The organism is Rhodococcoides fascians NBRC 12155 = LMG 3623, assembly GCF_001894785.1.
Lineage (GTDB): Bacteria > Actinomycetota > Actinomycetes > Mycobacteriales > Mycobacteriaceae > Rhodococcoides > Rhodococcoides fascians.
Map to the genome: position 1 here is coordinate 39,383 of NZ_BCWW01000017.1, position 19,518 is coordinate 58,900.

The following is a 19,518-nucleotide window of genomic DNA, read 5'->3' on the forward strand; positions in this document are numbered from 1 at the left end:
ATGGCGCGAACGAGCACCAAAACTAGAACTCACGAAGGTTGTCACGTAGATACACCGACGAATATCCCACCCGCGTTCGCCCAATTCGTTGTAAAGCTGGCACGAGGCCGTCGGTAATCTCAGCGATGAATCGGCGGGTGAGCGAGTTCGACCCGGTATAAATCAAGAATCCGTCACCGCCTACCTCGTCGACGATCTCCCCCATGCGCTCCGCTACGTGATCAGGCGTCCCCACCAGTTCGATAGACGGAGCGAGGTAATCAATGGTCAGCTCGCGCAGAGTTTTACCGCTACCGTGCTGCAGGAAGCTCTCCAGTGATGACTGCTCGCCATTGGTTGTCAAGTCTTGCGGAGGTACTTCGTCGAGCGGAAACTGAGAGAAGTCGATGTCGGTGACGAAAGACAGTTGCAAAAGAATGTTTTCGATGGCCCGGTCGCTGGTCATTCTCCGTTTATTCGCGGCCTGAGCCTCATCCATAGTGGCACCGAGTACTGGCATCGCGATGAAGAGAACCTTGATGTCGTCAGGGTCTCGACCGTGTGCCTGCGCCCGGTTACGGACATCGTCACGAAACTCCCGCATCGTCTCCACGGTGTTGACGTTGGCAACAATCGAGTCGGCGTACTTCGCGGCGAAGTCGCGGCCCTTGGGGGATCCGCCAGCTTGGACGAAAACTGGTTGCCCATTGGGTGGGTGCACCGTGTTGAGCGGACCCGCCGAACGGAAATGCTCCCCAGTGTGGTTCACTGCCCGAACAGTGCCGGGCGCAACATAAGTCCCTGACTCGCGGTCACGGACGATGTTGTCTCGATCCCAGGAATTCCATAGATCTCGGACAAGGTCGACGTACTCATGTGCTACCTCGTAGCGCTTGTCGTGCGGCAGCAGACGATCCATGCCGAAGTTGCGCGCGGCCTGATCTTGACCGGTGGTGACGATGTTCCATCCAAAGCGCCCACCAGCGATGTGGTCGACCGTAGAGACAGTGCGTGCCAGCATGTATGGGGGATAGAAGGCCGTCGACATCGTAGCGATTACGCCTATGCGGTCGGTCGCGGCCGCGATCACCGACGCCAACGGCACTGGGTCGTGTTTCGGCACCCACAGGGCGTGTTTCAGGTACGCATCGAAGGATCGCCCGTATGCATCGGGTACCGACACCGTGTCCTCGAACATCATGTAGTCGAATCCTGCGCGCTCTAGCGACTTCGCCATCTCGACATAGAATCGGCCATCCCATGGCTCTTCAGGCGGCGAGAAGTCGCCGGTGAAATCGTTAGCAAAGAAACCGACAAACCAGCCTAGGTGAAATTTTCGTACAGACATCGACGTGCCTCCAAATTTCGTATACGGACGAACTGGGTGGAACGTGAGCGATATAGAATGCACCGAGGACGGAGCAGATCTACCGGCCAGGCAGAAGTCCCACTAATTAGGGTGAGCGAATGGCCGCGATAGCCCCCTCGATGTCTTTGCAGACGATTACGCGAGACCGGGTTGCGGGGGTGATAAATCCTTCGACGGCAGCGTGCTCGATGTAGGAGAGCAAGGGGCGGTAATACTCGTTGTCGTTCAGCAGTACACAGGGTTTATTGTGAAGCCCCAGGTGTGACCACGTAAGGACCTCGAAGAACTCTTCTGCGGTTCCGACACCGCCGGGGAGGGCAATGAATGCGTCACCGAGTTCGGCCATGAGAGCTTTGCGTTGGTGCATGTCATGGACGACGTGTAGTTCTGTCAGTCCATGATGCGCAGCCTCGGGTATCGCAGTGAAGCTCTCAGGGATCACGCCAACGACGGTTCCGCCGGAGTCCAAGGCCGCGTTCGCGAGGGTGCCCATGAGGCCGACTCGGGCGCCACCATAAACGAGGCGCAGCTTCGATCTAGCAATCGCACGCCCCATCCCCTCTGCGAGCTGTCCATATTTGGTCCCGCGCCCTGGCATAGCTCCGCAGAAGACCGTGACGCTCTTGGGGGTCGGGCGGGCCTGTGCCGAGACCGTAGTCGCGGGCATTGGTCGAAGGTTCATCAGTCGAATGACATTCTGTATCCAGGGGCGAGGATCCTGTATGGGTCGAAGCGACGCTTAGCCCGTGCGATGGCCTGCCATCGCGAACCGAAGTGCGTACACCAATCTCCCGGTGACATGGGGACAGCATTGACTGCGTAGGCCACCCCGCCTACATCCCGAGCCTGTTCATAGAGCAGGCGGTTGCTGGCAATCATTCGGGCTTCGGCCCCTGGGGATGCTGTTCGAAGTACGGCCAACATGAAGAATGTGTCGCAGTGAGGAATCGGAATGAACGGTGCGGTGATCGGTGTTGTTGGAATCGGGTAAACCATGATCAGCCCGGAGTTTCCTAGGTCATCCGTCAATGAGGAGCTGGTAGTTTCGATGAACTGCTCGATCTTGTCTGCCGGGATCAGCAGGCTGGCCCATGGATGTGGATAGAACCACTCACCTGTGTGCCGAAGATCAAGCTCCTGATCCGCCATACGGTTGATAAAGTCACCATAATCTACGTCCGAGTTGTATTCGGCGCACGAATCGTATTGGAGCGATGACAACAGCGCATCGTCGTCTGGCCTTCGTGGTGGGGTGAAGTACTTGGCTAGGTCCAGTCGATAACGTAAGTGGCCGTCGGCATCGACACGAATTCGTCCTTGTACATGGTCGAATAGTCTGTTGGACATGGCGCGGAGTTGGTCGCCAAGGAATACGCCGAGGTTGGAATACTGCAATTTGTACTGTCGAACCGACTCGTGAGCAGCGGTCAGACGGATTGTCGCGTTGACGATTACGCCGAATTGACCGAGGCCGCCGCGCACGGCGTCGAAAAGTTCACTGTTCGATACGGCGGAGCATTCCCGAAAATCTCCCGATCCGGTAACTACAGCAAGAGAGTCCACGTTGTCGGTTTGCAAGCCAAAGCCGTGACTCGATCCCCCGAAGCCGCCGACCGAAAGCGTTCCGCCGACGGTGGTCCCGAGATAGTCGGTGAGTACCGGAGGGGTTTGCTGGCGGCTGAGCGTGGCAGCGACCACGTCGCTCCATCGCACACCCGCATCGATCGTGGCCTGCCCCGATCGAACGTCGTGGACGGTGTTGAACCTTTTCATGTCCAGCACGACTCCGCCATCTGCCTGGCATTGCCCGTAAGTCGAGTGTCCGGATCCGCGCACCGCGAGCGATAGGTTCCGCGCCGCGGTGTAGCGCAGGGCTTCCTGCACGTCGGCCACGGTCCGTGGCACGACAACGACGGACGGTTTCGCATGGATGCAGTTTCCGAAATCAGCCCCGGCGGATGTCAGGTGCACGTCGTCGGTGTGCCAGATCCCGCTCATCTGGCGGTCACACCTGGGGCACCGAAGGTTCTTAAAAATATTTCCTGCTGAAGGACGCCGTGCTCGACATACCGGCCACCCATTGATGCCGCCAGTTCGTCGAGCACCTCCGTGGTGAGGTCTCGGTTGGCCAACTCCTCTGGTGTTACGGAATGCGTGGCGCACCAGTCGAGTACACAGTCCAGACCCGCAACCGAGGCTATGAAGTTGTGCTGATCGCCTAGAACCCACGCTTCCGCCAGTTCGGTGAGTAAATTCCTGCCCGTTGAATCTCCCCGTAACATTTGTCGTGCCCTTGCGCACTGCTGGGCAAAGTAGTGTTGCCTATCAGGAATAGGCATAACATTCACGACAGCTGGGAACGGTAGGTTGGATATCGTTTGCGCGAATCGAAGAATGAGCGATATCGAACCGCCCTCCATTACCACCGCTTCGCCGCGATCAACGTACGAGGTCAGTACTTTTATCAGCCGGTCAAAGGCCTCGTCCGGATCGAAGTTGCCCTGATGTATGGTCCGGTTGTCGAGCCAAACGCGGTTGAGCCCTTCCACTTTCGCGTCGAACGCTCGACCACTGGTGACCAGGAGATCGGAGTAACACTGGATACGGTCGGCAACAACAATCGGAGCCGAGTGACTCAATGCCAACTTGCTCGCTTCGGCGCTCTTTCCAATTCCGGTGGCACCGACGATTGCGTATACGCCGGGTTCCCATCGCACCCGATCAAACCTTGCTTGCGTCTGTGCCATGGTTGATTCCTTCATCCCGATTCCTTTCTCTCGCGGGTCGTGCTCAGCCGAGGAAGGAATTGATCGAATTACTCAGGGAACGGGCGTCAAGTCCGTGAATGTGGTCGTGGTCGTCGGGGGTTCCGTAGTGGCGATCTTCCATCTCACGTCGAACGCCCAGGGAGAGCAGCCGATGGGGATGGCTGACGAGACTGGACGAGACTTGGTGCGCCGAGGTGCCTGCCAGATAGGGCTCGACCAACACGACGTTCGGACGGTTCACGGCTTGCACCGCGGCACACAGGCCCGTGGCGTCGAAGGGGCGAATCGTCGCCGCGTAGAGGATGGTTACGTCGAGCATGGAGGTTGCCGACAGCACCGCATCTAAACAGGGCCCGACTGCGAGGACGACTCCGCGGGTGCCGTACTTGATAGGTGTGAACGATGTCCCTCGGACCGCATGGGGGTAACGGTTGACCTGACTCGACAGCCGTAGGTAGACCCGTCCATCGCCTGGTAGCGATTCGAGGAGAAGATCGGCGGCCTCCTGTGGATGGCCTGGCACGTGAACTGTCCAGTTGGGCATCGAATCGATGACGGTGATATCGCCCGGGGTGAAATGGGAGAAGGCGAACTCCGACAAGTCGTAGGAGGCTCCCCAACTGACCAGGACTGCGCCGACATCTTGCTGGGCGAAGTTCAGCTTTATTTGTTCAAGAGGCCGCTCGACGAGAAAGGCGGCGACTGTGTGTACCACGGGTCGCATGCCACACATGGCGAGCCCGCCGGCTACCCCCATCATCAGCTGTTCCCTGATCCCTACGTTGATCACGCGGTTGGGATCTGCGATCGCGGCCGCTTTGAAGAGGTGGGCTCCGATGTCGGCCAGCACAACTACGGCGCGGGGGTCTGTTTCCAATGCACCAGACATGGTCGTTCCGAATGCGGTCCACATGTCAGTGTGGTTGAAGGACTTTGGTTCTTGCGTGTCTGCGGAATTCATGGCGATTCATCTCTGCTGAATGGACGAACGGGCCGATTGCCGAGTCACGGTGGCGACCACCGCGAGCGGTCTGTCGTTGTGATCTCGATTCAGTGCCGCAGCGATCTCCTCATGGTCAGCACCGTTGATGTTGATTGTGTCCCAACCCTCACCGTCGAACCGTTTATCGATTCCATGCGGCCAACCCATACTTGCCGTGCCGTTGTCCAGGACGATGACCGTCAGTTGGTTCAAGCGCGCGCGTCCTGCAAAAGCCATCGCCTCGTGGTTGCTGCCCTCATCGAACTCTCCATCGCCGATGAGCACGAAGACTCTCGGTGCGTGACGATTTTGTATACGGAGTCCCATCGCGACGCCCACTGCGAGCGGCAAGCCATGGCCGAGCGAGCCACCCGACATTTCTACACCCGAGATTTTGGTTCGATCCGGCGCGAAGCCGAGTGGTGAGTTCTTTGTCGCCCAGGTATCGAGGAGCTCTGGTCGGAGGAACCCTTTGGCCGCAAGTACCGCGTAGTAGGCCATCGGGCCGTGACCTTTGGACAGCAAGAAGCGGTCCCTGTCGTCGTCGTCGGGGCTCTCGGGGGATACGTTGAGGATTTCGTCGTAGAGTACCCACAGCACGTCCATCGTCGATGAGGATGAGAACGAGTGCCTTTCGTCTCCCCGCATACGGGAGATCAGAGCAGGCAGATCGTCATAGCTGAATTCGGTTGGCTCTTGTCGCATCGCATTCTCTTCGAAGCGGATAGCAGTAGCTGGGCAGGAACGTGCAGCCGCGCGTACCAGCGAATGGTTGTCTGGGGAAGGTTTGTCCACGAGCAATGTGACTGTGCCGTCGTTACTCTGCTCGAAGACCTCGGGCGCGACGAGCACGCACTGACCGGAGCCGAAACACCTCCGCTCGTTCACGACGACTTTCATGACCGCTCGCTTCTCACCACGTCAGCTGTAGTTCTTCGAGGCCGAGAACAATGCTGGCGGAGCGGAGCCGAACGTCGTGCGAGGGTGAGAGGGCTAGGTCGGGAAAGCGCCTCAGTACCGCCGGCACGGCCGTGCGCAGGGTCATCCGAGCGAGTGAATGCCCAAGACAGAAATGGACGCCATGCCCGAAGGCGAGGTGACCGGCTACTCCCCTGGTGATATCGAGGTCGTCGGGTCTGTCCGTCAGATTGCTGTCGCGATTAGCGGCCAATAGGGACGGGATGACGAAAGATCCTGCCGGAATGGTCACCCCGGCGATTTGCACCTCGGTTACTGCCATGCGCGGTGGCTGCGAATGGGCGACCGACAACCACCGCAATAATTCCTCAATTCCGGAATTGACGCAGTTCGGGTCCTCGATCATCATGGCGGCTTGTTCCGGGTGATGCAAAAGGGCCAGTACACTGAGGCCGATCATGCTTGCTGTGGTCTCGTGTCCACCGAGCATGATCAGACTGATGATGCTGATAAGTTCGTCGGTGCTGAGGTTGTCGCCAATCTTGCGCGCCAGAATTCCCAACAAGTCGTCACCGGGTTGTTCCTGCGCACGGGTAACCAGGGTGGCCATGTATCGACGGTCTTCTCGCTGGGCAACCGCTCGTTGTTCTGCAGATGCCGACAGATCCAGGAGGCGTGCTGTTCGATCTCGCAATTCGTCGCGATCGGCATAGGGCACTCCCAACAGCTCACACAGTACGAGCAAAGAGACTGGTAGCGCGTAACGGTCCATAAGGTCGGCGGGTTGCCCGGCTTGCTCGAGACCATCCAATGCACTGTCCACTATCTCTGCGATGCGCGGCTGCAGGCGACTGAGCCGGTGCACTGAGAACTCCGCAGCAAGGATATGACGCAAGCGGGTGTGGTCGGGGGGATCGAGTCCGATGAGGTTACCGGCGCGCATGGCGGCTAGTTCATCTTCAATCACATCGCCGCCGCTGGGTATTGCGAACATTGGCGTGTGGGCGTTGCTGAACCGGTTTGAGTCTGCGAAGATTCGCCGGACGTCTTCGTAACGGCAGACGAGAAAAGCCGGGGCCCCGTAGAGTTCTCCTACTGGGATAACACCGTCGCGGTCACGGACCTGGGCGAGCTCTTCGGTCGGGTTCAGGCCGTTGCGTCGCATTTCTAAAGGTAAATCAGCCGTTCCGGCCATACCGGAATCCCTTCGATTGTTTGTAGAAGGACGAAGTGGCGCGCCGATGCCGAGGATCGCTGGCGCGTGGATAACTCGGATATCTCAGGCCACCGCTACAGACGCTCGCACGCGATAACCAAGTAGTCGATGCTGCGTTCGCGGAAGCCCTGGAGGAATGGTTCCTCGACACCTGTGCGCAACGCTGCCTGGTTGCGCAGGTCCCAGTACGGGATGGCTTCGTCGGTGTATCGCTGAACGTGATACGGCACCAGACCATTTGCTGCCAGAGTTTGGAAATAAGTACTGCGGGTGTGCATAGCGCACTGATATTCTTCGTCGATCAACCGTGATGCCTCGGAACGCTCAGCAACTACGTCGTTGCGGCACCAGGTGACTGCGACATAGCGGCCGCCGGGGCGCAGCAACCGGGCGAACTCGGTGAACGCCTCCCCTAGGTCGACACACATCGTGGTTTCGTTGGAGACGATGTAATCGAAGGTGTTGTCCTCGAAGGGGGCCTGAACCATGTTTGCGAAGTGGAATTGCACACGGTCCGAGCTCCCGCGTTCACGGGCCAACTTCTCTGCGAACTCGACATGGTGAGCGCAGTAGTTCACCCCGTCTACCCGGCAGCCGAATCGATCAGCGATTGTGAAGGTCGTTCCGCCTCGCCCCGATCCCGCGTCCATGACACGAGAGCTCGGTGAGACCTCCCCTAATGCATCGACGATAAGGTTGATTTCCAGCGACTCCATCCGGTGAAGTTCGCGCAGGATCAGTGACTCCCGCAGCTCCGCAGGTGCAGCGAGTACAGAGTGATCGTAGTCACCGATTCCGTAGTGGTGGTGGTACAAGCCGTCTTCAGTGCCCAGCAGCAGGTTGATATCGTCGGATTTTTTGGCATCCCAGTAGCGGCGCTGCTGTACGTCATGCTGGCCGAGGACTGCCACGTCGAGGTTCGGCATTTCAGGCTCCTTCAAGTTTGTGGTTTCCGGGTGGATGTCTCAGATGCGTTCGGCCGCAATCACTAGGTAGTTCAGTGAACCGTCGCTGTAGCCGCTGAGGAACGCATCCTCAACGCCGGTGCGGAGTTTGCTGTTGTTGCGTAGCTCCCAGTACGGCATAGCTTCGTGTGTGTACTGAGCCACGCGGTACGGAATCAGGCCGTTTGCCGCGAAGGCCTTGAAGTAAGTGCTTCGGCGGTGCATTCGGCATACGTAATGTTCATCGATCTGCCTTGTCGCGTCCGAGCGTGGGTCGACTGCGTCGTTGCGGCACCAGGTGGTCATTACGTAGCGACCGCCCCGTCGCAGTAGGCGGGAGAACTCGGCCATTGCTTCGTACGCGTCGGCGTACATCGTCGTCTCGTTTGAGACCACGAAATCGAAAGTGTGATCAGGAAATGGTGCCTGCAGCATGTTCCCGAGGTGGAATTGAACGCGGCTATCCCAACCGCGTTTGCGTGCGATCTGCTCGGCGAACGCGACGTGATGTTCGCAAAAATTGACGCCGTCGATTCGGCTCTCCGTCGCTCCAGCGAGACGAAAAGATGTTCCCCCGCGACCTGACCCGGCATCCATGCCGCGAGAGTTGGGCGGCAAAGGACCGAGGGCGTCGAGGATCAGTCCGACTTGATCATTCTCCATTCGATGCAACTCTCGCAAAATCGCGTTCTCTCGCTCCTCACCTACGGAATCCAGAATAGAGCGGTCGAAATCGCCAATCGCGTAGTGATGGTGGTAAAGATCATCATCAGCGCCCAGTAGGAGATTGATGTCATCGGTTGTTTTAGCGTCCCAGTGAGCTTTCAACTCACGTTCATAGCTATCGCGCGCATATTGATCTGCCGAGATCATCACAGTCTCCTTCTTCGGTTCTCCCCATCATTTCTGTATCTCAAGTCGACATGTCGAATGAACCATTGCGACCTGCAAGGTCGGCGACTTGATGATGTCTTCGACGCTACTTATCGAAATTAATTGCGGAAATACCTCCACAGCTCTTCGTCGCGAAGCGACAAAACTTTGGCACCGTGCGACAAGTGGGGTCGAAGTCCCCTACGGGGTCCAGTGCAGGTAGGCACCCATCTGCGCCGGCCGTGAGGAGACCATGGAAGCCGCAACCGGCCAACGATCAAGTCCTCGGAGTCGGGCCCTCCAAAGTCGACAACGACTACAGCCACGTCTACCGCGAGAACCCGCAGATCAATCGTCTTATGCCGTGAAGGCGATGCCCCGATCGGCGCGAGTGCGCGCGGACGTGACGGAGTTGCGTGGTAGCTACCGTGGACGGATAGCCGGACCGTCACTACCTCGAGCAAGGTCAAGAATTTTGTCTTGATGAATCCGTCACCCGGTCGTGTACTTGTTGCCCAGCGAGTTCGATCACGTCGACGCGGCGCGCCGGTACGAGAACCTTCGTTCCGGTCTTGACCACTCGGAATTGATCGGTGGATGTGTTCTCGAATTAGCTGGGTTCCGCGTAAAACCTTCTGAATTCCGAAGGCGAGCAACCCTTCAACTCGCGAAATAGCCGAGAAAGTCTCGACTGGTCACTAAGCCCCCACCGCGCACTGATGTCGCCTATCGGTATCTGTTGTAAGCTTGGGTCGATCAAATCGGCAGCGCACCTTTCAATGCGCTCATATGCTATATAAGCGGACAGAGTTCGCTCCTCTCGCTCGAAAGCGCGATGCAGCTGACGAACCGATACATGTAGTTTGCGCGCGAGTAGGTCGGGATTGAGCGTGGGATCAGAAAGATTCTTCTCGATCATCAAGCGCGCCGTCGCTACGAGGCCGGATTGCTGGTCAGGCGGTGCGTGGCCATGGGGCGGGTGCATTCCTTCCCACGCCAGTAATCGAACGGCTGAGATGACATTATGAGCCGTGAACGTGTTCAGCATTCCAATTTCTCTCGAAGTAGAATGTAAAGTATCTGAGAGTATTTTCCCCGTACCTTCAGCGTTTGGCACAACGCGAAGACCTCGACCCGAGGCGGCGTCGAAGTCTTCTCTTGAGCCCACCCTCTGCCGTAACGTGACTACCGCTAAACAGCTGGCACGGGTTACAGTCATTGTATAACTGTAATCGCTATAGTATAGGCCAATGCCTCCACTCTTCAGCGATATTTGGACGCCGTTCTGCGACAGAATTACTTCGCCCGATAAGACGTATTGAATCCTCACGGAGAATCGTGGATCGGCTTCGAGATCAACCTGTCGACGAGTAATTTCTCCTGGTCCGCACCGAATCGACGCTAAGCTGTCCCCATCGACTATTCGCGCAGTGAGTCGTGTCATACACTGTCGTTCAGGCGCGTGACACGCGGTTCCGTACACGGTGTACAGCTCGTGACTACGCTCTTCGCTAGATGCGTGGTCGGAAGTTTTGATCAGAGTTGTGGCATTGCGGTCGTTATGGGCATTGTCTCGGAACCTTTTTGAAGGTTCTCTATCGGTTGCAGCCATTTTCGCCCCCCGGCGCGAATCGTGTTCGGTCTTTAATTTGCTCATGTCCAGAGTCCGGCAGAACCGGCAACATCAACGGCCACAGGCGACGTGCTGTAACGGCTTCGACAGGTCGAGGCGTCGAGGCCGGATGCCCACTCCACGTTACTGCGGCCTGTTGGTGAAGTGATTGGAGTGATCTCTATGTGGTGTAGTCCGCGTTTATTCGAATGTATTCATCGGTGAGGTCGCAACCGAACACTCTCCAGGTGTCGGTGCCGATTCCGAGGTCTACGTTGATCTCGACGGTGGCAGTTGCAAGGTGTTCACGAACCACCTCGACGGTGTCGTGCTGGTCGAGTGACGAGCTCGGATACACATCGATGTCCGCGAATGCGACTCGGATTCTGTCGGGTTCTATGTCCACCTCGTTGCTACATTTTCCGATAGCCATGAGAACTCGACCCCAGTTGGGGTCTTCACCGTGGATCATCGTCTTGACCAAGGGAGAGTTGATGATCGACTTCCCGACCACGCGCGCTTGGCGCTCGCTCGATGCACCCGAGACCGTAGTGACGATCAGCTTGGTCGCACCTTCGCCGTCGCTGGCAATCATTTTCACCAGATCCGTGCACACTTCCTCGAGAGCCTGCTCGAACTCGGTATCGGGTACCGGGCCGGCGGCACCATTGGCGAAGACCGCCGCTGTGTCGCTGGTGGAGGTGTCGGTGTCGATCGAGACCGAGTTGTAGGTGCGGTCGACAACGTCACGAAAGATTCGGTTGAGCGTGTCCTGGGGGACGTCGGCGTCGGTGAAGACAAACGACAGCATGGTCGCCATGTCCGGTTCTATCATCCCGACGCCCTTCGCGATTCCAACGATGGTGCTGGTGCCGACGGCTCGTTCGGAGACCTTGGCGCGGGTGTCGGTGGTCATGATCGCTCGGGCCACCGCGTGCGCGTCGAGTGGTGTTCCCTGGCCGAGCCCGTCGAGTCCGGCGCGGATGGTGTCCATCGGATATTGCACTCCGATGACTCCGGTGGAGGCCATTATCAGGGCATCGGGTTCGATTCCTACGGTTCGTGCGACGGATGCGCGTATCTCGCTGGCGTTGCGGAGCCCTTCCGCGCCGGTCGCGACGTTGGCGTTCTTCGCCAACACGAGGACCCCGCGCGGACTGGTCTGCTCGATCGAGGTCTTGCTCAAGGTGACGCAGGGGCCCGCGAACAGTGACTTCGTGAAAACGACCGACGAGGTGCACGGCCTGTCGGAGATGACCATGGAGAAGTCGTCTTTACCTTCGTCTGCCAGTCCTAAATGGGTTGTCCAGCAGTGAAACCCTTGTGGGGACGCGGCGCTCATGTCTGCCCTTTCTGATCCGTGTGATGTCGAACTCAGGACGCTCTGCACCATGCCAGCAATGCGCGCCGGTCGGGCTTGCCGACAGACGTTTTCGGCCAGTCGGACATCAGAGTGATCTTTCCGATGAGACCGCAGCTGTTCATCACTTCGGTGACGCGAAGGTGGATTCGTCCGAGGTCTGCCCCGGTGGGTGCCAGGCGGCACAGTACTGTCGTCGGTGTGTCTGCTCCTGTGGCCGTTGGGGCGAAGACGACGACCTCGTCGACCTCGTCGAGTGCGGTGATCTCGTCGACCAGGACGCCTGCCGAACAGAGTTGACCGTGGTTGTTTGTCCATACGTCATCGATGCGGCCCAGGACGTTGATGGCACCGTTGTCGTGGACCATCACCGCGTCCCCGCTTCGATACCAGCCGTCCGTGAATGCGCTCTGTGTACGGTCCGGGTGTCCCCAGTAGCCTTCGGCTCGGTGCGCTCGGCGGAATTCGGGCTCGCCCACTCGATAGGTATCTGCGTCGATTCCGTGGATGGGGCGCACTCGCATCTCCACCCCGGGTAGGGGCCGCAGTTCGGCCGCGCTCTGCAACTGTGGCCGCAGATCTGCGCACATGATGCCGCACTCGGTGGCCCCGTAGAGCCTGCGTAGGTGGACCCCGCACCGCTGGTGGATCAGTCGCGCAGTGGTCGGCGTCAGGAGAGCCCCGCCCGTCAGTGCGGTGGTCAGGTGTTCACCCATTCGCTCCGATGCCGCCGGTGACGCTGCGATCGCGTCGTAGTGCGAGGGAAGGGCGCTCATATAGGTACCGTTCCAGTCGCAAATCGCTCTCGCGTGGGCAGAGGCCGGGAGACCGGCGTCGAGGTGCACCGTGGGTGCTCCCGAGAGCAAGCCCGCGAGAACGTGAACGTCCATCCCGTGCGCGAAATCGAGGGGGTGGATGTTGATGATCACATCGTCGGCTGTCAGACCGAGCTGCTGGCACCAGTCGGTGCGGTCGGCGAACAGCGATTCCTCGGTCCAGTACACCCATTTCGGCTCACCACTCGATCCGGATGTTTCGAGGATTCTTCCTCGCACGGTGTCGTGCTCGGTCACGTCGCATTGACGCGTTGGGTTGCAGTATCGGAGCTTTCGGGTTGCTGCATCGAACACGGAGGCCAGTTCGGGCAGGTCGGGGTCGATGTCGTGGTCGGTAATGGCGTGCCAGCGGCGGCCCAGTGCGCTCAGTCGGTCCCATGCTGGATGCCGCGTCCGGCTCGCCAGGTGCACGCCGCCGGCGGCCATCGTTCCCAGTAGTGCTGCAACGAAGTCTGCGGCCCCGGGGTGATGATCGACGACGACCACGTCGCCTTCGTCGATCACCGGTGCCAGTGCATCACGCCATGCCATCGCCGCGGCCGACAGCTCCCCGAACGTCGTATGGCGTCGTCCCTGGTGAAGTGCGTCCTGATCCTGTTGGGGCATGCTGTTCAGTGCGGCGAGGAACCCTCGCGCGTCAGACATTGATCTGTCCTCGGAACAAGTGTCTGACGCTGCCCGGTTCGATCGTTGTCCGCCCGTGCAGAACCTGTTCGTTGTCGAGGACGAGAAGATCACCCGGGGCCCAGTCGTGCGAGTAGAAGCTGGTACTGCCCCGCAGGTAGGAGTCGAGCCGTGCGAAGACGGCCCGGCTGTCTTCTTCGGTCGAGCCCGCCAGACGGACCGACCATCCTGCGGGGGTGGTCCGTTCCTCGGTGAACGGGAGTGCCACGTTCAACCGCGTTGTCCCCGTTGCTGATCGCACTGCAGGTGGAATCGACAGCCAGCGGTGCGCGACGTCGGGAAAGTGGGATTGGTCGGTGACGTAGTACTCCCAATCCACGTCGGTCACCGTGCTCAGGTCCGGTGGGAGTGTTGCATCGAGTAGATCCGATTGCAGACAGAGTTCTGTGCGTCCGGATCCTGTGGGCTGATCGACTGCATTGCAATACAGCGCAATGTATTTGGGACAGGTCCCGACAAGTGTGCCGTCGGTGTGCAGAGGCAGGGCACTGCGCCCGGTGACGACGCGGTCCGGTAGCGGGCTTGCGTCGAGATCGAGCAGACCTGCGCTTCCGGTGCCGAACCGATGTGTGGCGAGAGTCCCGAGCCCCTGCACGAAGACCTCGAAGTCGCTTCTGCCGAAGTCGACGTCGCCGACCAGAGCGAATCCATCCCGGGTGGCCACTGCCGCGAGATCTCCGGGATCGGTGGCCGTCACCGCTGCTCACCGCCGACCGCAACATCGTGGTTTCCCAGAGGGACCTCATCGAGGGTCTGTGCCCGGATTTGGGCACAGACGGCAGCCAGTTGTTCTCCGAGCGCGCCGTCCAACCCTGCTGACAAACCCGCCCCTTGGTGGATTGCGACTTTTCTCCCGAACGCAGTCTCACGGGGCAGTTGGTAGGCCGCGAGCTCGCGGAGGTAGTACTTTTCGATGCCGTCGACGGTCTTCAGCTGAGCGGGGACACTCTGTTGAAGGTGCAGTAGAGCAGGACTCCAGTACGGGTGGTACATGCGCGGCCCTGGGGTGAATTGGCCGGTCACCATCATTCCTGATGCGCTGGCGTCGTCGATACGTTCGTTCAGATCGCCGGCGACTGCGCCCATACCGAAATCGCTTCCGGCGTTGAGCAGATCGCTGCCGAGTCCGGTCACGAGGTCGGCACCACATGCTCGCGCCAACTCGAAGGCCACTGTCACCAGCAGATGCACGGTGATGACTTCTGCATCATCGGATTGAGTGTGCTGCATGCACGGGTAGATCGCCGCTGTCGATTCCTGTGCGGTGACGTCGATGACGTCGAGCGGCAGACCGACGTGGCGCGCTGTTCGAGAGGCACCGTCGATTTCGTCACCCCAGGGTGTGCGGAGGGTCAGTGCACGGACGTCGGCACCGGCCCTCCACAAGTAGGAGGCGAGGAGTCCGGAGTCGACACCACCGGAGAGCAGTAAGCGAATGGGACGACCCGACGATGCGATTTCCGTTGCTGCAGTGCGTAATCCATGGTCGAGCCACCCCATGGCCTGTTCGAGCGAACACCCTGGGACACCGCCCGACGGCGACGATCGGGGGACAGCGCGGTGCACCGACAACTCTCCGTCGGCGGAGCAGACCAGAGTCGTCCCGGGGCGAAGTGCCGTGGTGGTTCCTGCGCGGTGACCGACACTCGCGGCGGTCGCCGCGAATTGCGCTCCCACCGCCCATGTCCGTGCATCATCGGTGCGGGAGAGAAAGACTCGGCATTCGCCGTGCAGCGGCGTCGTGATCATGACTGTTCCGTCGTTGCGGTTCAGAACGGGGCCGGTATGTCCGCCAACACGGCGGATGCGGCCGCTGTGCGAAAAGACGACCCACCCATGATCGGTTGGGGTCATGGGTTGTCTCCGACAATTGTGCGCATCTTCTGTTGGGCCGCATCGCCTGCAGCGAACCCCGCTCGGTGGCCGGCTATTGCTGCAATACGGGCTCGTTCCATGTCGAGCAGCAGATCGTGGTTGACGAACGCCTTGGTGCGGGCAAACGGCACCGATTGGTACTCGGCCAGTGCCTGTGCTCGGGTGCATCCTGCAGCGAGCGGGTCACTATGGGCTGCAACGAGTTCATCGAGGAGGCCGTCGGAGAGTGCGGTGGTACCGAGCCATCGATCGCACCCGATGATCATTCGATTCGCCACGGCAGGCCCTACTCGGCGTTGCAGGAGCGGAGCTCCGAGTATGCAGGAGATACCCAACTTGAGCTCGGGCATACGGAGGTCCGACGTCGACGTTCCGATGCGCCAGTCGGCGCACAGTGCCAACTGAAGACCGATGCCGATGCAGTATTTGTCGATGACTGCCACGGTCGGTTTCGAGATCGACAGAACTGCTCGATACATGTCCACGCAGGCGTCGATCCATCGGTTGACCTCGGAGCCTCCCGTGAAGTCCTTGACTTCGTTGAAGTCACCGCCGACACCGAAGGATCGACCGTCTCCCCCGTACAGAACCAGCCCCTCGACATCCGGGGTGTCCCCTAGCTGCCAGACCAACTCGGTGATGCCGCGCATCTTGTCTGTGGAGAACGTGTTGTGTCCTTCACCGTCGAATTCGATGATCGCCAAGGGGCCGTTGCGAACTGCAGTACCGCCATGGGCTTCGGGCGACCTGGGCCGATCGTGGGGCTCGTGGGTGGCGGAGGGTGAGTGCAGTGTTCTCACGCTTCGACCAGCTCCCCACGCTTTCGGCGGTCTGCGTCGAGGGCGCGGCGTGTGTAGAGACGTTGTCCCCATTGTTCGCTGTGATCGGCGCTGATAGCGGTGCCGTTGCATATTGTGGTGACGATTCGATGGAATTGAGCCAGTGCGGCGGCGGCGGTGCGTTCGCTCAAGCTCGTCTCGGATTCGCCTGGGACGATGTCGAATCGGTCGACTGCGATGATCGGACCGCCATCTACCTTCGGGGTGATGATGTGGCAGGTGGCCCCGAATTGCGTCTGGTTGTCGTCGATCGCGTAGCGATATCCGCCGATCCCTCGGTAGTTCGGGGTCGCCGGGTGGAAGTTCACGGCCAGTTCCCGCACTCGATCGAGTGTGGCCTCGGACAGGATGAAGTCCGATTTGAAGGACAGAAGCAGGTCGCACCCGTGCCACTGATCGAACGATCGAGTTACTGGATCGCCGTAGTCCCAGGCAAACCAGTCGACGTCGGCGAATCTGCGGCGGAGAAAGTCGTGGGCGAGTTCGCCCCACCGTGATCCGTCGGAGATGAGCAGAACAGAGCGGGTGTCTTTCATCGAGTGACAACTCCTTCGGTGAGTGGGAGAGCCCAGCAGTACGCGAATCCGGCACCTGCTTCGTGTAGAAAGGTGTCTGCCTCTTCGTAATCGGCCAGAGCCGAGCTGTATCGGCCGTATTTCGGGGACGTCCGGCCGATGCATCGAGCGGAGCCCTTGTACAGCTCGACGGTCACTGTGCCCGTCACGCGGTGAGCCAGACGGGCGCAGTAAGCATCGAGTGCTGCACGCAGATCGGTGAACCAGTAGCCGTAGTAGACCAACTCTGCGTACTGGTCGGCGATGGACCGCTTGTGGTGGAGCGTCTCTCGGTCCAGTACGAGTGCTTCGAGATCGGTTCGTGCAGCGAGAAGAACTGTTGCAGCGGGTGCTTCGTAGATTCCGCGGCTCTTGAATCCGACGATGCGGCTCTCGAGAATTTCGGTACGCCCGATACCGTTCGCGGCCGCTGTGTCCCCGAGTTCGCTGACCAGGTCGATCAGGTCGAGCTTGCGGCCGTCGAGAGCGACGGGGATGCCTGCTTCGAACTCGATCGTGATCGTTGTTGGACGATCCGGTGCCTGCACCGGCGCGGTCGTGATCTGCCATGCATCGGGCGGTGGAGCGTGGTCGATGAGGTCGAGATCCCCGCACTCGATGCTGGTGCCCCAGATATTGGTGTCGATGCTGTACGGCGTCGTCTTGCTGACACCCACATCGATACCGTGACGATCGGCGTAGGCAATTTCGCTACCGCGGGAGGTCATTTCCCAATCGATGACAGGTGCGAGGATGTCGAGCTCGGGAGCCAACGCCCGCACGGAGGTGTAGAACCGGACCTGATCGTTTCCCTTGCCCGTGGCACCGTGAGCGACTGCGGATGCACCGCGTTCGCGAGCGATGCTGACCAGCCGCTCGGCGATCAACGGTCGAGACAACGGTGCAGCCAGAAGATATTTTCCCTCGTATGCAGCGCCGGCGGCGAGAGCCGGGATTGCATAGTCGTGGAGGAACAGGTCTCGGACGTCTTCGACGATAACTTCCGACGCGCCGGCCGCGGTTGCGCGCTTCGAGACGGCCTCGAGGTCCTCGATTTGGCCGAGGTTCGCGCAGTACGCGATGACCTCGGTCTGATAGCGCTCTTTGAGCCAGTGCACGGCAACGGATGTGTCCAATCCGCCGGAATATGCCAGGACGATGCTCATACCCCGACCTCCATCGCGAGTTCGGGCACGCTCACGCCGCCGACGACGGATCGCGCTGCTCGTAGGCATTCCGCCTTCGCCTCCCAGAGGCGGGTTCTGGCTTGCCGGATTTCGGCGAGTCTGTCGGTCACGTCGGCCAGGCCTTGCTCCTGCTGTTCGGAGACCCGCGTCGGTCCGGTGGATCCGGCAGAGATGTAGCTGCGCAGTGTGTGGAGCGGATCGCATATCTGCTTCATGTCGACCTCACTGATGTCGATGTCGTGTTCCTCGCGGAGGAAAGTGGTGGTGAACGCGACGTTGCGCAGGGTGTGACCGGCTGCGAGGGCGGCGTTGACGAGGTCACCGGTGATGCGGTGGGCTGTGCGGAAAGGAACGTCGAACCGAGAGACCAAGATGTTGGCGATCTCTGTCGCGGTCGAGAAGTTGTCCCAGCACAGGGCTCTGCCGCGAGCACCGTCGAACGCGGTGTGCAGGTTCTGGCGTCGGCACAGGCGAATGGTGTCGAGGTACGTATCGAGGGCGCCCCAGTAAACCGGTTTGTCCTCCTGCAGGTCGCAGCTGTACCCGAGACCGACCGACTTCTCCATCACCAGCAGTTGCACCAGCGCACCCACCGCGCGACCGGACTTCCCTCGCGCCAGTTCTGCAACCACCGGATTCTTCTTCTGCGGCATGATCGAGCTACCGGTCGCGAACGAATCGTGCACTTCGGCGAGAGCGTATTCGTTCGAGCTCCAGGTGACGATCTCTTCCTGCATGCGAGATAGATTCACAGCACCGCTGGCAGCTGCGCCCGCTACTTCGACTGTCCAGTCCCTCGTCGACGTCGCATCGAGCGCATTGACCATCGGTGCATCGAACCCGAGAAGCCGGGAGGTGTAATCGCGGTCCAGGGCGAATGTAGTTCCGGCGAGCGCACACGCGCCGAGCGGATTGATGTTGATGCGCTTCCAGGCATCCATCAGTCGGGAGGCATCACGCAGCAAGGCCTGTGCGTGCGCAGCCTTCCAAAATGCTACCGAAATCGGTTGCGCTGCCTGCGAATGCGTGTAGCCGGGTAGAACTGCTTCTCGTTCCGACTCGGGGCACCCGAGCAGATCCTGCACGAACATGAGCAGTTCTTCGCTGGCATCGAGCAGCCACTCGCGGGTGACCATGCGTGCGTCGGTCTGCACCTGATCGTTTCGGGACCGTGCGGTGTGCATGCGGCCGCCGACGGGTCCGATCCGTTCGATGAGCATGAATTCGGTGTTGAGGTGCACATCTTCTTGTCGGACGTCGAGCTGCAATCCACCGTCGGCTCGGCTGCTCTCCATGTCGAGCAGCCCAGCGAGAAGCGCTTTGGTGTCGGGTTCGGTGTTGATTCCCGCGCGACCGAGCATCAGAACATGAGCGATGTTCTGCCACAGGTCGTGTTCGAGCATTCTGCTGTCTACCGATGCTGTCTCTGTGTAGCGAAGTACATCGTCGGTGATATCGGTGGAGAATCTTCCACCCCAGAGCTTTTCGCTCATTGATCGGTACCCCTCTGTGTGCGTGATGG

At 59.8% G+C, this 19,518-nt stretch carries 18 protein-coding genes; all 18 read right to left on the reverse strand.

The window, feature by feature from the left end:
* Positions 1-22 precede the first annotated feature (22 nt).
* The 18 genes from RFA01S_RS24745 to argH all read right to left on the reverse strand — a co-directional run bounded on the left by RFA01S_RS24745 (position 23) and on the right by argH (position 19,489).
* Positions 23-1,327 carry an NtaA/DmoA family FMN-dependent monooxygenase gene (locus tag RFA01S_RS24745; protein WP_015586137.1) on the reverse strand — a complete coding sequence of 435 codons (1,305 nt, stop codon included), beginning with the start codon at positions 1,325-1,327 and terminating at the stop codon, positions 23-25.
* A gap of 106 nt (positions 1,328-1,433) precedes the next feature.
* Positions 1,434-2,030 carry an LOG family protein gene (locus RFA01S_RS24750; protein ID WP_015586136.1) on the reverse strand — a complete coding sequence of 199 codons (597 nt, stop codon included), beginning with the start codon at positions 2,028-2,030 and terminating at the stop codon, positions 1,434-1,436.
* Complete coding sequence (locus RFA01S_RS24755) at positions 2,030-3,346, reverse strand: FAD-binding protein (RefSeq protein WP_032365005.1); 1,317 nt, start codon at positions 3,344-3,346, stop codon at positions 2,030-2,032. The genes RFA01S_RS24750 and RFA01S_RS24755 overlap by 1 nt, the downstream gene beginning before the upstream one ends.
* The gene (gene fas4, locus RFA01S_RS24760; RefSeq protein ID WP_015586134.1) at positions 3,343-4,110 is read right to left on the reverse strand and encodes an adenylate dimethylallyltransferase Fas4; all 768 of its coding nucleotides are present in this window, start codon (positions 4,108-4,110) and stop codon (positions 3,343-3,345) included. Before fas4 ends, RFA01S_RS24755 begins: the two co-directional genes overlap by 4 nt.
* Positions 4,111-4,138: 28 nt before the next feature.
* Positions 4,139-5,077 carry a transketolase family protein gene (locus RFA01S_RS24765; protein ID WP_015586133.1) on the reverse strand — a complete coding sequence of 313 codons (939 nt, stop codon included), beginning with the start codon at positions 5,075-5,077 and terminating at the stop codon, positions 4,139-4,141.
* A gap of 6 nt (positions 5,078-5,083) precedes the next feature.
* Positions 5,084-5,998, reverse strand: coding sequence for a thiamine pyrophosphate-binding protein (locus RFA01S_RS24770; RefSeq protein ID WP_080730063.1), 915 nt, complete (start codon positions 5,996-5,998; stop codon positions 5,084-5,086).
* Positions 5,999-6,011: 13 nt separating this feature from the next.
* Positions 6,012-7,211, reverse strand: a complete 1,200-nt coding sequence (locus RFA01S_RS24780) for a cytochrome P450 (protein ID WP_015586131.1) — start codon at positions 7,209-7,211, stop codon at positions 6,012-6,014.
* Positions 7,212-7,306: 95 nt separating this feature from the next.
* The gene (locus RFA01S_RS24785; protein WP_032365004.1) at positions 7,307-8,158 is read right to left on the reverse strand and encodes an SAM-dependent methyltransferase; all 852 of its coding nucleotides are present in this window, start codon (positions 8,156-8,158) and stop codon (positions 7,307-7,309) included.
* 39 nt (positions 8,159-8,197) lie between these two features.
* Positions 8,198-9,049, reverse strand: coding sequence for an SAM-dependent methyltransferase (locus RFA01S_RS24790; protein ID WP_015586129.1), 852 nt, complete (start codon positions 9,047-9,049; stop codon positions 8,198-8,200).
* A 610-nt stretch (positions 9,050-9,659) separates the two neighbouring features.
* Positions 9,660-10,706: a helix-turn-helix domain-containing protein gene (locus RFA01S_RS28595; protein WP_080730062.1), complete on the reverse strand. Its 1,047-nt coding sequence runs from the start codon at positions 10,704-10,706 to the stop codon at positions 9,660-9,662.
* 136 nt (positions 10,707-10,842) lie between these two features.
* Entirely contained in the window at positions 10,843-12,054 is a 1,212-nt protein-coding gene (gene argJ, locus RFA01S_RS24800) for a bifunctional glutamate N-acetyltransferase/amino-acid acetyltransferase ArgJ (protein WP_306430905.1), read from the reverse strand.
* Positions 12,036-13,502: a class I adenylate-forming enzyme family protein gene (locus RFA01S_RS24805; protein WP_032365002.1), complete on the reverse strand. Its 1,467-nt coding sequence runs from the start codon at positions 13,500-13,502 to the stop codon at positions 12,036-12,038. Before RFA01S_RS24805 ends, argJ begins: the two co-directional genes overlap by 19 nt.
* The gene (locus tag RFA01S_RS24810) at positions 13,495-14,238 is read right to left on the reverse strand and encodes a TauD/TfdA family dioxygenase (RefSeq protein WP_015586125.1); all 744 of its coding nucleotides are present in this window, start codon (positions 14,236-14,238) and stop codon (positions 13,495-13,497) included. Before RFA01S_RS24810 ends, RFA01S_RS24805 begins: the two co-directional genes overlap by 8 nt.
* Complete coding sequence (locus RFA01S_RS24815; RefSeq protein ID WP_052053091.1) at positions 14,235-15,395, reverse strand: asparagine synthase C-terminal domain-containing protein; 1,161 nt, start codon at positions 15,393-15,395, stop codon at positions 14,235-14,237. Before RFA01S_RS24815 ends, RFA01S_RS24810 begins: the two co-directional genes overlap by 4 nt.
* Entirely contained in the window at positions 15,392-16,216 is an 825-nt protein-coding gene (locus RFA01S_RS24820) for an enoyl-CoA hydratase/isomerase family protein (protein ID WP_052047791.1), read from the reverse strand. Before RFA01S_RS24820 ends, RFA01S_RS24815 begins: the two co-directional genes overlap by 4 nt.
* Entirely contained in the window at positions 16,213-16,791 is a 579-nt protein-coding gene (locus tag RFA01S_RS24825) for a formyltransferase family protein (protein ID WP_032364999.1), read from the reverse strand. Before RFA01S_RS24825 ends, RFA01S_RS24820 begins: the two co-directional genes overlap by 4 nt.
* Positions 16,788-17,975 carry an argininosuccinate synthase gene (locus RFA01S_RS24830; RefSeq protein WP_015586121.1) on the reverse strand — a complete coding sequence of 396 codons (1,188 nt, stop codon included), beginning with the start codon at positions 17,973-17,975 and terminating at the stop codon, positions 16,788-16,790. Before RFA01S_RS24830 ends, RFA01S_RS24825 begins: the two co-directional genes overlap by 4 nt.
* Positions 17,972-19,489 carry an argininosuccinate lyase gene (argH, locus tag RFA01S_RS24835; protein WP_052047792.1) on the reverse strand — a complete coding sequence of 506 codons (1,518 nt, stop codon included), beginning with the start codon at positions 19,487-19,489 and terminating at the stop codon, positions 17,972-17,974. The genes RFA01S_RS24830 and argH overlap by 4 nt, the downstream gene beginning before the upstream one ends.
* Positions 19,490-19,518 lie beyond the last annotated feature (29 nt).